This window comes from Chryseobacterium sp. SIMBA_028, from assembly GCF_046535285.1.
Taxonomy (GTDB): domain Bacteria; phylum Bacteroidota; class Bacteroidia; order Flavobacteriales; family Weeksellaceae; genus Chryseobacterium.
This window is the reverse complement of the sequence record NZ_JAWRWZ010000004.1, coordinates 159,230-170,754: the sequence shown is the minus strand read 5'-3', so window position 1 is coordinate 170,754 and position 11,525 is coordinate 159,230. Positions and strand designations below refer to the sequence as shown.

Below are 11,525 nucleotides of genomic sequence, written 5' to 3'. Positions count from 1 at the left end.
AGCACCGGAAAGTTTCCGGTGCTTTTTATTTTTAATTGTATTCTAAATAGGCTTTGGCTAAAGTCTATCTCTATTGAATATCTATATTACAATCTAAATTATCTGGAAAATCTGCGAGATTATATTTAAGCTGCAAAATTTTTCCGTAGATTAACGATTAAAGGCCTACCACAAAACCGATATTGGGGACCAAGCCATTTGAAAATACACTTGAATTTTCTTTCCAAAGCACATTATACATTAATCCTAACTGCATAAAGGAATTATTTCCTATTCTCTGCATGTAGCCTCCACCAAGATATAATGCATTTTCTTCTCTGTTGTACTTGTAATCGTAATATTTATCATTATAATTGATGAAGTAATGTTGGAAGTTTGCACTTAAATAAAACGAGCGCGCAATATAATAATTGACAAAAGGTCCTATCCCGAACATCGTGGATCTATAATAATCTGAAGTCTGCCATGAAACACTTCCCACGGCTCCTGCTTCAAGATCTTCAGTAAGACGGTATCCTACTCTTGGAGAAGCCTGTAGATAGAATGAGCTGTTGCTTCCAAACCCAAGACCTATTCCGCCACCAAAGGTCCATTTATTATTCTCCTGTACCGGAGTACCTATTGAAACCTGGGAAAAAACTGATCCTGAGATCATCAGCACCATTGAAATAATAAACTTTTTCATATGTAAATATTTTATTTTGTCTAAGGATATTGATACATCATCATCATTTTCACCGGCATTCGGTCATTGAAAACTCCGTTAATTGTATCTTTTATACTACTATCGTTTTTATCAATGCTTAAAATTATGGTTTTTTTACGAATTTTTTTAGTTGTATTTTTGCCGGGTCAAACTAAGAACTCCCGTTAAGAGTTTCGTAAAATTGAAATACAATGAAAGTAGTAGTAGGCCTCTCCGGAGGTGTAGATTCAAGTGTCACAGCATATTTGCTACAACAGCAAGGCCATGAGGTAGTCGCCTTGTTTATGAGAAACTGGAATGATGCTTCCGTAACATTAGAAGATGAATGTCCTTGGATTGAGGACAGCAATGATGCCCTGATGGTTGCCCAGAAACTGGGAATTCCTTTCCAGGTTATAGATATGAGCGACCTTTACAAAGAACGTATTGTAGATTATATGTTCGATGAGTATCAAAAAGGAAGAACGCCAAATCCTGATGTTTTGTGTAACAGAGAAGTAAAATTCGATGTCTTTATGAAAACGGCAATGTCTTTAGGTGCTGATAAGGTGGCTACAGGACATTATGCAAGAGTCAATTCAACTATGGATGAAAATGGTAAGGAAGTTTTTCATCTTCTTGCCGGAAAAGATAACAATAAGGATCAATCTTATTTCCTTTGTCAGTTAAGCCAGGATCAGTTGTCTAAAGCCTTATTTCCTATTGGCGAGCTTACAAAGCCTCAGGTAAGAGAGATTGCGAAAGAAATAGGCCTAGTAACGGCTGATAAAAAAGATTCTCAGGGATTGTGCTTCATTGGAAAAGTAAGCCTTCCCCAATTCTTACAACAGCAACTTAAACCAAATGAGGGTGAAATCGTTGAGATTTTCAAAGATTCCCCATTATTTGCTGAAGAAAAACCGACATTCTCTTCCAAGAAGGAGGAGCTTGAATTTCTTTCAAGAAAAATCGACTATAAAAAGGCTGACGGAAAGGCAATTGGAAAGCATCAAGGCGCTCAATTTTTCACTATCGGACAAAGTAGGGGGCTAGGCATTGGCGGACACAAAGAAAGCTGCTTTATTATATCCAGAGACATGGAAAACAATATTATTTTTGTAGGAGAAGGAAATAAGTTCCCTGGTCTTTATAAAAAAGCTTTAAAAATTGACAATTCTGAATTGCATTGGGTTCGTGAAGATATGAAGTTGAAGAATGGAGAATCTATGGAAGTATTGGCAAGATTCAGATACAGACAGTCTTTACAGAAAGCAACTCTTTATCAGTTTGAAGATGGTTTTTATGTTGAATTTGAAGAACCTCAATCTGCCATTGCTGAAGGACAGTTTGCATCATGGTATATTGACGATGAACTTATTGGAAGCGGAGTAATCTCGTAGAACTTATTTTGAAGCTTTATTTTAATTAAAAATATTTTTTATTTTTTTTTGTAACGTATTTTGAATTGTCATACTTACTGGATAAATAACAATAAAAAATATCATTATGAAAACTTCAACAAACCCGTATGCTTATGCTAACAATATCCTTATTGCCATAGTATCCGCCATTTTTGGCTATAATTTGTATCAGGCAATTGTTCACCCCGATAATTCAAACATAGGAATAAGCCTTATTTTAGTAGTTCTCACTTCTGTTATGATCCGAAAATATGGTCATAAACAGACAAAGGATAGTCAAAAAAATAATTAATTTCAACAATTTATATAAAGCCCGAAGCATTTTGTTTCGGGTTTGTTTTTGATACTACTTCTTAATTTCATTCTTTACATGAAATAATCTAAACAATAATATTACAATACATTCCGAAATTAAAATAATTATTAAAAATCCTACAGGTTTTCCTAATAAAATTCCTCTTATTAATTTTATGATTCCCACCACGAAGATGAACAGCATAACATAAAGTGTGGTTTTCGAAATGGTTTCCTTTAATAATTTTAATATAAAAACTGAAAAATAAAACCCGAGTAAAAGAAGTAAATAAAATTTCAGAAATCCGGGACCTTTCAGCGTAAATGGATTAAGTGCCCGGCATGTTTCGATAAGCCACATAAAACTTATCACTATTGGAACTGAGTGAATGATTATCTTTTTCATAGGTATTCATTTTTATCCACCACAGCCGCCTCCGCAACCCCCACATCCACCTCCGCAGCTTCCCCCACCGCTACAACTGCTTCCTCCACTGCCACCGCTTTCTCCAGAACTTGATCCGGAATCCTTATTCTTTTTACCATTTGTATTCTGAATTAGAGAAACTACAATTCCAAAAGCAAAAATTCCCAGCATACTAAAAACTATAGATGTTACAGTGCCTATAATCTCTCCAAGGCAGGATGATAGCATAAAAAGAAGTCCAAAAAATGGAATTAGCCGCAGTCTTCGCCACCACTTGGTCTTACAATGAGCCTTTTCCTGTTCGTGCCAGATTTCCTGAGGGGCTTCAGATTGAAAAATTTCTTTGTAGTTCTTTAAGGTATTGGTAAACCAATGCTTGTGTTTAATACTTTCATTAGATCCTCCTTTCGATGGATGGTGATGCAAAGGCTTTTTTAGAATATTCGGACAAAATTCCTCCCAATAGTTTTGGGTATAGATCAGATGCATATGCCAGACCTTATCTACTATTTTGCTTGGTGAAGCTCCATTGGGAAGAATACAGCAGAGGTACACAAACCTTTTGTATTCTTCTATCGCCTTTCGGGCAAAATCAACACTCCAATTTTCTTCTTTTGCCAGTTTTTTCGAAAAGGGAAAATCAGCATCGGGAGCGTCCAGTGAAAATTCCTGAATTCTGTTCCAGAGGAACTCATCTTTTAATAACATTCTTGTTTCCATTGTTCTAACATTTGTTTTTCTACTCAAATATCAATGGATTTTACAATATAAAAGTCTTTCTATGGTATTCTTTAGTCTGATAAAAATCTTAAATTAGTCTTGTAAAAAATATAATAACAAATGAAAAAAGAAGATCTCCTTCACCTTGAGAAACTGATGAACTTCTTAAGCCGTCAATTTTTAAAGAAAAACCATTGGGAAGACGTTACCAAAACAGAATGGTCCTATATCTGTGCAGAGCTTAATGACCTTATTGCCAGTGACCATTCCGAGAAAGGAATAAAAAAGAGTCCAGATCTTCTGGGTTCAAATTATCTTTATGAACATTTGATTATCAATAAATTAAAGAAATTCTATCAAAACGAAAATGCCGTTTTAAGCAGACCAAATTTGGCAAAATTAAGTCTGATTGTTAGGGTTTTGGGATATTCGAACTACATTGACTTCATTAATTCCAATACAGAGGCTTTCAATTTTAACGATCTTAAGATTGATATGAATAATGTAAAGCTGAATACCATGTTATTGGATCGTTTAGTAGGCTGTTGGTATTCCTACAACAGAAATCTTCCTGAGAATCCCACACAAGCTAAAGAAGACCGGATCTGGCGCTCGGCCATGGAAATCTATAAGTCTGAAACTACAGGTGAGTATTTTATCGAAAGAAGTGGCGGTGACCATCATAAATATTTTGGAAAGGTCACCGCCTATTCCGATTATGTTTTTATTATCATGAACAGCAATACATTTATCAGACAGAGGCATTTTATATCGAGAATAAAAGATATTAAAGAAAAGCTTAAGAATCCGGAGTATAAACTTCATGAGCTTCATTTCATCAGTACCTGTATCAGTTTTAATCAGGAACCTATTGCCTTATTTGAAATCTTTCAGAAAGCAGACAGAAAGAACTTTATTTCCGATTCTATCAGCCTTCCCATAGACAGTGATGAGATCCCGGAATCTATTATTAAACAACTTGAAGACACTGAATCTAATAGAATTGATTACAGATAGTTAAGAGTGTAATTTTTTAGATATCTAATCATTTTGATTTTGCATTACTGAATGTATACTTTGGTAAAGAGATAAAGTTTTTTGAAATTTTTCTGTAATGTATTCGAATGGCATAATTACTAGATAAATAACAATAAAAACAATATTATGAAAACTTCAACCTCAAACAACCAGTACGCAGAATCCAACAATGTCCGGGTCATTCTCGCATCTATGCATTTAAGCTATAACATTTACCAGAAGATTTATTATCCTGAGAAATCAGATCTTTTTTATGGATTGTTTTGGTAGTACTTACCTCTGTAATGGTAAAAAATACAGCATCAAAACTGAGCAAAAAGACAAGAAATAAATACCCATATCTACTCATCATATCTACCCCAAAATAGTTTTTTTTCGGGTTTCATTATTATTTCTCCTATGTCTAGAATACTTTTAAGCTTTTAAAATCAAAACCTTACTATAATAATTACCTACCTTAATTGTTTTAATGTTGAACCCCAATTATCTTGTTATGGAATACTATGAATTATATGAAGTTTTGAAAGATCATTTTGATTCCAAAAAAGAGATGATTGAAATTGAAGATTTAAATATAACTATTGAATCGATCCCCTTTGAGTCTAAGGTTTCAGATTTGCTTCATGGCTCTGAAAATCTAGCCTGTCCCAAACATCATCAATCCTTGAAAACCAATGAAAGTGCTTATTTGGTATATCATCAGCCCTCGGTTGATATTAAAGATATTGATATAGAATGCAATAAAAAATTTGAGTATCATATTCTGAAAAGAACTGATATAGAAACGGCCAATGGATGTATTATTTTTTTTCATGGTCTGAATGAAAAGAAATGGGATAAATACCTTCCATGGGCTTATGAACTGGCTCAAAAAACTCATAAAGCTATTATTTTATTTCCAATCGCCTTTCATATGGATCGTGCAGAAGCTATCTGGAGTGACCGGCATCATATGATGGAAATTGTAAAATTCCGAAAGGGAAAATATCCGGAAAACACACATTTTTCCTATGTAAATGCAGCAATAAGCTCAAGACTGGAGGCTCATCCACAACGAATCTTTTGGTCAGGATTACAGACCTATTCTGATATTATTGAAGTAGTAAAGAAAATTAAAACCGGTAAGATTAAAAGCATATCTCCGGATGCAAGCCTGGATTTGTTTGGGTATTCTATTGGTTCTTTTCTTTCCCTGATTATTAAAATGGCAGATCCATATAGATTCTTCACCACCTCAAAGATCTTCTGCTTTTGTGGAGGAATGACCATTGACAGGATGTTTCCGATCTCAAAATACATTATGGACTCCCAGGCCACGATTAAAATGCAATCTGTTTTTACAGAGCTATTAAGTTCAGATTTTAAGTTTGATAACAGGCTGAAACATTATCAGGATGATGATCTCCATCCCCAAGAAAGCTGGTTTAAAAAGATGCTCAGATATAATTATTTTCAAAAGGAAAGAGAGGATCGAATCTCTGAAATCCAGTCTCAGGTAAAGGCTTTTGTATTGGAAAAAGATACTGTTGCACCTCCAATGGAAGCACTAAATACCCTGCAGGGTGGCTATCGAAACATCAATGTGGAAGTTGAGATAAAGGATTTCCCTTTTGATTATTCACACATGGTTCCTTTTCCTCTGGCTCGTAAGCAGAAGACGGAAGTGACTGAAGCCTTTCATACAGTTATGAACTCTGCAGCCGATTTTTACAACCAATCATGATCAGGGGTAAAAAATAGAGAGAAAAAGCTTGAAAAGTAATAATAAGAGGTCCATGGTAGTGTTTTTGAGGTTATTATATTTATAGTTTAGCTTACAAGCCAGTCTTTGAAATCTTTAACCCGATCTCTGCTAACGGTAATTTCTTCCTGAGGCTGAAATTCAAGGTCTACTTTGTAATAAGGTGACGTATGAATGTTTTTTATATAATCAGAATTGATAATAAACTGCCTATTGACACGGAAAAACTTTTTATTATCCAAAAGATCTTCCAATTCGTCTAGGGTAAAATCTGAAGGATAGGTACGATCTTCTGTTTGTAAATAGACAATCTTATTTTCACTGAAAAAGCAGCTTATTTCGGGTGCCTGAACAATTTTCAGATTATACCCTATCTTCACCAAGACTCTTGAAAGAGTGGATTTTTCTTTCCTGATCAGCTGCTTTATATCCTGCGAACCGATGGCATCATTGGCTGGAATAAATGACTTAAATTTTTCTACAGCCCCAATAAGATCTTCTTCAAGGATTGGTTTCAAAAGATAATCTATACTGTTTAGTTTAAAGGCTTTTAAGGTATACTGATCAAATGCGGTTGTATAAATGATAAATCCTTTGGTAGGAATTTTTTCAAAGATATCGAATGAAAGCCCGTCTCCCAGAACAATGTCAGAAAAGATCAGCTGAGGATGTTCATTCTCAGAAAACCAGGCTACCCCTTCTTCTACAGATTCTATTTTAGCAACCACTTCAATTTCAGGAAAGTTACTTAACATTCTCTCTAATTTCCTTGAAGCTGGTTTTTCGTCTTCAATAATAACCGTTTTGATCATTGAATTTACAGTTTTAGAATTTTGGAAATAAAATTAGATAAAAAATAGGAGGTTTTAAAAGTCTATTGCCTTTTTATCTTTTTTAAATTCCTTATCCATTATTTTCTTTTCCCATGAGTCATCAAAAACAAACAAAGAGATTGCTTTTATGATGATAAAAATTGCCCAGATAGTCAGTATCAAATGCCCGCTCAATACATTATAATGCAATCCGTTTTTAATAAGATCATTACCCATAATGATTCCTGCAACAATTCCAAACCACATAAGGTTTTTATAGAATTTTTTCAATTGCCGAACCCTGTTGTGTGCTCTGTTATAATCCATGATTATATTTTTTAAAGTTATTATAACGTTTTTGTTTTTCCTCTTTCCTGATCCATAAGCTCCTTAATTTTCTTCTCTTCCCAGCTTTTGCCAATTCCAAATATATTGACTGCATGAAACGCAATTCCTATTCCCCAGCCTAACATTGGCCATAAAAACCATAAATATCCGGGTGCTGTGATAATATTCAATAAAGCTAGAAAGGGAATTACGATACAGAAAGAAGTAAGGTTTCCATAGAATTCTTTTAATTCTTTTACTCTTTTTGAGGCTCTTTCATATGCGGTTGTTTCTTTGCTAAAAGTTTCCATACTATTTTGATTTAAGAGTTAATTTGTTTTTTTCTTGAATCAAAGGTATGATGGAAAAGGGCCTCAAATCAATTTTATATTACCGAATGGTAGTTTATGCTTTCCGAATGGTAAAAACCCTAGATTAACGGAACCAGATGGGCTTTAATAAATAAAAGGGATTAGTTTTTTTGTCGTTTTACGATAGGCAATATATTCTTCGCCAAACTGTTCTAATAAAGCCTGTTCTTCAATTTTAATTCTGTAGGCAAAGGCTAAAAATGGTGGAACAAACGCAAATAGCAATGACAGCCAATTATTTAAATATAATCCAAGCCCAAGTGATGTAAGCAAAGAAAAGGCATAGGATGGATGTCTCAGATATTTGTAGAAACCCACTTTTTTGATCTTATGATCCTGTTTGATAGTAACATCCACCGTAAAATATTTTCCTAAAGATCTTATGATGATAAATCTGATAAGAATTCCTATAAGAATAAAAGCTTCACCTACATACAGAATCCATTCTCCACCGGTAATGGGTAATGTAGATAATTTGGAAATTGTGATTGCCGCCGCAATGGAAAACGGAATGGCCAGCCACAGGATATTAAGCGTTGATTTATCCTTACCTTTTCTATCTTCTTTATTGGATTTTAAGATGCTTTTGTAAAGAAACTCGCTGAGAAACCATGCAGCCATGGAAATAGAGAACAGTATTTGTAAAGGATTCATATCGTGATTTTTTAGGGTAAAAAGGGTGAAATTCCGAAAGGCTTAATAACATCCTTTTACAAAAAAATTACCCTTTATTGATAAATTCATCAGTTATTATGTCCATTTAAGGCTGTATTAATCTCTTTTTTATTTTTCCATCAGCTCACGGATCTTTCTCTCTTCCCATTTTTGCAGGTAACTGGTTTTGGAAAGAAAAACTACTGCCGCATGTGCTAAAATCCCAATTCCCCAAAAAGTGGCAGTAAAGAAGTTCTTAAACTGAAAATAGCTTTCTCCGGGTTTTAAATGCGTATAATTATAATAGACAATCACCAGATTTATAATAAGGTAGATAAAAAGATGGCTATAAAATCCTCTTAACCTTTCTACCTGTCGTTTTGCTTTCTGATATTGAATATCATCATCGTCAAATGTTTCCATCATTTCTATTTTTTTGTTTATCCATTATTTCACGAATCTTTTTTTCCTGCCAGGATTCTCCAATCCCAAATACCTGAAAAGCGTGGGATGCGAGACCAATTCCCCAACCAAATACTGGGAACCAAAACCAATGACTTCGGCTTCCTGTAAAAAGATTGATAAAAATCAAAAAGGGAATAACGATACAATAAGAGATCAGATTGGTGTAGAACCCTCTGATTTCCTTTACTCTTTTTTGTGCTTTTTTGTAGGCCTTATAATCATCATCTGGTTTTGTACTGACAATATTAGGCTTATCTGCAAGCATTGGAAGTTTTACTTTAAAATAATCCTCAGATTTTTCTATAAAAACATTTCGCTTGGTAAGCAGAGAATAACGCTGTACAATATTGGATAATCCAATACCCGAACTCTCCTTAATTTGCTCCCTTACCTGTAAATTATTCTCAATGCATAGGATATCTCCCTCTGAAAATATTCTAATAACCAATGGTTTTGAAGAGGTTGCAAAATTATGCTTGATACAATTTTCCAACAGAAGCTGCAGTGATAGTGGTACTACATATTTCCGGTAGTCTTCTTTTTTAACACCAAAGTTAAAATCTACACTATCTTCAAATCTTGTTTTTAAAAGGTCACAATAGGTTTTTGCAAATTCCATTTCATCCTCCACGGTTACCAGTTCTTTATCTTTCTGTTCAAGCACATAACGATAAATCTTTGACATTGAAGCAGTAAACTTTTGGGCCTGATGAGGGTTTTCATCTATCAGGGCGCTTAAAACATTTAAAGAATTAAAAAGGAAATGAGGATCCAGTTGGTTCTTAAGACTTTCAAATTGTGCATTGGCAGACTTGGCAATAAGCTTCTGTTCTACCACTTCCTTTCTGGAAGTTTTCTTCAACTCTTCCATAAATCCTTTGGCATGTAGGAATGCTGAAATAAGCAGTGCAATATTGATGGTAAACCAATTGACAAGATTATATTTCCCTGAGAAAAACTCCTCGGTAGTACTTGCATTCTGAATCAACACAAAATTGATATAGTTACACAAATAGACCAATACAATGTTAGCAATAACAATGGAAATAATACTTATAACTGCTCTTTTGGTTGTTTCTTCAGACCAGGGAAATCTTTTATTGAGAAAACTGTTGAGAAACCCATTTCCGCCTCCCAATATCACAGTATAGAGCAGGGAAATAAGCATGGTAAGGACAAAACTCTCTATACTTTTCTCTGATGTAAAGGCAAAAAAGAAAAACATGGAGACTATGAGTGAGACCCAAAATAGTGTGATAATTTCCTTACGTTTCATGATTCATTTTCTTGGTTCAAAATTAGTCTTTATTAAAGGTAAGTAAAATTATTTCTTACTGAACGGTAGCTTTTTGCCCCCGAATGGTATTTGAAGACATAGCGAAAAAACACTATCTAATACTGAATTTACACTAATAATTAAAATTAACAATTCAATACATTTATTACATGTTTAAATATAAAATCTATTAAAAAATAAACATTTTTATGAAAATAATTTTGCAATTTAAAACATTTACCCTAATTTAGGGAAATACAAATTAGCGTTATCCGAAAAGCTTAAAGAGTAGGAAACATCAAAAAACAAACTAAAATGAAAAAACAAATCAAGTTAAAAGAACTAAAAAAATTAACCAGAGACGAGCAAAAGAAAGTTGCTGGAGGATTAATGATAAAAGATCCATTTGAAGATGATGGATGTGGATGGAATATGTGTAGAAACCAATTTGGAAGATGCTCTGTTTTTGCATGCTAATATTCAAATAATTTAAATTATAAAATCGGCTGCCTCACTTTGAGGCAGCCGATTTACTTTAATCCGCAATAAATGGTGTCGTTTGCTATTTCTAAACTGTAGAAAATGAAAACCAGTTCATTACTTACTCTTTTCTACAGGTAAGCTCATAAAATATTCTGCTTCTGCTCTTCCCCAGTTTGGGTCTAAAGTGGTTTTAGGCTTAAAAGCATTAAATTTTGCAATGGTTTCCTTAAACATTTCTATTCCCTTGGTTTTACTTCCTCCAAACTGTTCTGGAGTAAAATAAATATCCTCAGCTTTAATCAGGGCAATTCTTGGATTGGCAGGATCCAGCTTCTCTGCTCTAATAAGCTCTTCAGATGCTCTCGCACCATCGGTCATAAAACGTTGCTGTGGATTAACCATCATTCTGAGAGAATAAGCCATTTTTTTCAGCAGGTGAATCTCCGCATTATCTGCTCCAGCAAGATTCTGGGCTGTGCCTAAATATTTTTCAGCCTGTGCGGCTACCCCATCCAGTTCCTGCACATTTCCATTCCTCATCATAAGTCTTCCTTTTTGAATATAGGAAAAAGCAGCATAGTATGCAGGAAGCCATTGTCCACTTTCTTTACTTCCTATTCTCTGAAAATCATTTGCCAATGCCTGAAACTCTTCTGTTGTTTTGCAAGCCTCTATTTTCCCAATCTTTTCAGACATAATTTTTTCATAATCTGATTGAGCGAAAGCGGTTAAGCTCATCAAAACTAAAGCAAAGCTTAAAATGTATTTTTTCATTATATTAATTTTAAAAAGTTAATTGTATTGTTTTCCG

General features: G+C 34.1%; 16 protein-coding genes. 6 read left to right on the top strand and 10 right to left on the bottom strand.

Annotation, left to right across the window (positions count from 1 at the left end; all coding sequences use genetic code 11):
• Nucleotides 1–157: 157 nt before the first annotated feature.
• On the bottom strand, nt 158–685 hold the full coding sequence (locus SCA31_RS06710) for a hypothetical protein (RefSeq protein WP_410696207.1): 528 nt from the start codon (nt 683–685) through the stop codon (nt 158–160).
• A gap of 212 nt (nt 686–897) precedes the next feature.
• Between SCA31_RS06710 and mnmA the strand changes: the two genes are divergently transcribed.
• Both mnmA and SCA31_RS06700 read left to right on the top strand, forming a co-directional pair.
• A complete protein-coding gene (mnmA, locus tag SCA31_RS06705; RefSeq protein ID WP_410696206.1) occupies nt 898–2,085 on the top strand; it encodes a tRNA 2-thiouridine(34) synthase MnmA in 1,188 nt (395 codons plus the stop codon).
• A 106-nt stretch (nt 2,086–2,191) separates the two neighbouring features.
• Nucleotides 2,192–2,398, top strand: a complete 207-nt coding sequence (locus tag SCA31_RS06700; RefSeq protein ID WP_410696205.1) for a hypothetical protein — start codon at nt 2,192–2,194, stop codon at nt 2,396–2,398.
• A gap of 54 nt (nt 2,399–2,452) precedes the next feature.
• Here the strand turns inward: SCA31_RS06700 and SCA31_RS06695 are convergent, their stop codons facing one another.
• Together SCA31_RS06695 and SCA31_RS06690 are read right to left on the bottom strand one after the other, a co-directional pair.
• Nucleotides 2,453–2,806, bottom strand: a complete 354-nt coding sequence (locus SCA31_RS06695; RefSeq protein ID WP_410696204.1) for a hypothetical protein — start codon at nt 2,804–2,806, stop codon at nt 2,453–2,455.
• Nucleotides 2,807–2,818: 12 nt separating this feature from the next.
• The gene (locus tag SCA31_RS06690; protein ID WP_410696203.1) at nt 2,819–3,547 is read right to left on the bottom strand and encodes a glycine-rich domain-containing protein; all 729 of its coding nucleotides are present in this window, start codon (nt 3,545–3,547) and stop codon (nt 2,819–2,821) included.
• A 120-nt stretch (nt 3,548–3,667) separates the two neighbouring features.
• On the opposite strand from SCA31_RS06690, the gene SCA31_RS06685 reads away from it, so the two are divergent.
• From SCA31_RS06685 to SCA31_RS06675, 3 genes are all read left to right on the top strand, one after another.
• A complete protein-coding gene (locus SCA31_RS06685; RefSeq protein ID WP_410696202.1) occupies nt 3,668–4,564 on the top strand; it encodes a hypothetical protein in 897 nt (298 codons plus the stop codon).
• Nucleotides 4,565–4,711: 147 nt separating this feature from the next.
• Complete coding sequence (locus SCA31_RS06680; protein WP_410696201.1) at nt 4,712–4,855, top strand: hypothetical protein; 144 nt, start codon at nt 4,712–4,714, stop codon at nt 4,853–4,855.
• Nucleotides 4,856–5,078: 223 nt separating this feature from the next.
• Entirely contained in the window at nt 5,079–6,308 is a 1,230-nt protein-coding gene (locus SCA31_RS06675) for a DUF6051 family protein (RefSeq protein WP_410696200.1), read from the top strand.
• Nucleotides 6,309–6,394: 86 nt separating this feature from the next.
• Here SCA31_RS06675 and SCA31_RS06670 read toward each other — a convergent pair whose 3' ends face one another.
• The 6 genes from SCA31_RS06670 to SCA31_RS06645 form a co-directional block, all read right to left on the bottom strand.
• Nucleotides 6,395–7,138, bottom strand: coding sequence for a LytR/AlgR family response regulator transcription factor (locus tag SCA31_RS06670; RefSeq protein WP_410696199.1), 744 nt, complete (start codon nt 7,136–7,138; stop codon nt 6,395–6,397).
• Between the two features lie 54 nt (nt 7,139–7,192).
• Entirely contained in the window at nt 7,193–7,465 is a 273-nt protein-coding gene (locus SCA31_RS06665) for a 2TM domain-containing protein (RefSeq protein ID WP_410696198.1), read from the bottom strand.
• 20 nt (nt 7,466–7,485) lie between these two features.
• Nucleotides 7,486–7,776 carry a 2TM domain-containing protein gene (locus SCA31_RS06660; protein WP_410696197.1) on the bottom strand — a complete coding sequence of 97 codons (291 nt, stop codon included), beginning with the start codon at nt 7,774–7,776 and terminating at the stop codon, nt 7,486–7,488.
• A gap of 144 nt (nt 7,777–7,920) precedes the next feature.
• Nucleotides 7,921–8,490 (bottom strand): methyltransferase family protein, encoded by a 570-nt coding sequence (locus SCA31_RS06655; RefSeq protein WP_410696196.1) that lies wholly within the window; start codon nt 8,488–8,490, stop codon nt 7,921–7,923.
• A gap of 129 nt (nt 8,491–8,619) precedes the next feature.
• Complete coding sequence (locus SCA31_RS06650) at nt 8,620–8,916, bottom strand: 2TM domain-containing protein (protein WP_410696195.1); 297 nt, start codon at nt 8,914–8,916, stop codon at nt 8,620–8,622.
• On the bottom strand, nt 8,900–10,231 hold the full coding sequence (locus SCA31_RS06645; protein WP_410696194.1) for a 2TM domain-containing protein: 1,332 nt from the start codon (nt 10,229–10,231) through the stop codon (nt 8,900–8,902). The genes SCA31_RS06650 and SCA31_RS06645 overlap by 17 nt, the downstream gene beginning before the upstream one ends.
• Before the next feature lie 315 nt (nt 10,232–10,546).
• Between SCA31_RS06645 and SCA31_RS06640 the strand changes: the two genes are divergently transcribed.
• Entirely contained in the window at nt 10,547–10,708 is a 162-nt protein-coding gene (locus SCA31_RS06640; protein ID WP_162926217.1) for a hypothetical protein, read from the top strand.
• Between the two features lie 120 nt (nt 10,709–10,828).
• On the opposite strand, the gene SCA31_RS06635 is transcribed toward SCA31_RS06640, so the two are convergent.
• Nucleotides 10,829–11,488 carry a hypothetical protein gene (locus SCA31_RS06635; protein WP_410696193.1) on the bottom strand — a complete coding sequence of 220 codons (660 nt, stop codon included), beginning with the start codon at nt 11,486–11,488 and terminating at the stop codon, nt 10,829–10,831.
• Nucleotides 11,489–11,525 lie beyond the last annotated feature (37 nt).

Excerpts from the sequence above, each read along its gene's own strand:
- SCA31_RS06710 (WP_410696207.1), bottom strand. The coding sequence starts at position 685 with ATGAAAAAGTTTATTATTTCAATGGTGCTGATGATCTCAGGATCAGTT.
- mnmA (WP_410696206.1), top strand. The coding sequence starts at position 898 with ATGAAAGTAGTAGTAGGCCTCTCCGGAGGTGTAGATTCAAGTGTCACA.
- SCA31_RS06700 (WP_410696205.1), top strand. The coding sequence starts at position 2,192 with ATGAAAACTTCAACAAACCCGTATGCTTATGCTAACAATATCCTTATT.
- SCA31_RS06695 (WP_410696204.1), bottom strand. The coding sequence starts at position 2,806 with ATGAAAAAGATAATCATTCACTCAGTTCCAATAGTGATAAGTTTTATG.
- SCA31_RS06690 (WP_410696203.1), bottom strand. The coding sequence starts at position 3,547 with ATGGAAACAAGAATGTTATTAAAAGATGAGTTCCTCTGGAACAGAATT.
- SCA31_RS06685 (WP_410696202.1), top strand. The coding sequence starts at position 3,668 with ATGAAAAAAGAAGATCTCCTTCACCTTGAGAAACTGATGAACTTCTTA.
- SCA31_RS06680 (WP_410696201.1), top strand. The coding sequence starts at position 4,712 with ATGAAAACTTCAACCTCAAACAACCAGTACGCAGAATCCAACAATGTC.
- SCA31_RS06675 (WP_410696200.1), top strand. The coding sequence starts at position 5,079 with ATGGAATACTATGAATTATATGAAGTTTTGAAAGATCATTTTGATTCC.
- SCA31_RS06670 (WP_410696199.1), bottom strand. The coding sequence starts at position 7,138 with ATGATCAAAACGGTTATTATTGAAGACGAAAAACCAGCTTCAAGGAAA.
- SCA31_RS06665 (WP_410696198.1), bottom strand. The coding sequence starts at position 7,465 with ATGGATTATAACAGAGCACACAACAGGGTTCGGCAATTGAAAAAATTC.
- SCA31_RS06660 (WP_410696197.1), bottom strand. The coding sequence starts at position 7,776 with ATGGAAACTTTTAGCAAAGAAACAACCGCATATGAAAGAGCCTCAAAA.
- SCA31_RS06655 (WP_410696196.1), bottom strand. The coding sequence starts at position 8,490 with ATGAATCCTTTACAAATACTGTTCTCTATTTCCATGGCTGCATGGTTT.
- SCA31_RS06650 (WP_410696195.1), bottom strand. The coding sequence starts at position 8,916 with ATGATGGAAACATTTGACGATGATGATATTCAATATCAGAAAGCAAAA.
- SCA31_RS06645 (WP_410696194.1), bottom strand. The coding sequence starts at position 10,231 with ATGAAACGTAAGGAAATTATCACACTATTTTGGGTCTCACTCATAGTC.
- SCA31_RS06640 (WP_162926217.1), top strand. The coding sequence starts at position 10,547 with ATGAAAAAACAAATCAAGTTAAAAGAACTAAAAAAATTAACCAGAGAC.
- SCA31_RS06635 (WP_410696193.1), bottom strand. The coding sequence starts at position 11,488 with ATGAAAAAATACATTTTAAGCTTTGCTTTAGTTTTGATGAGCTTAACC.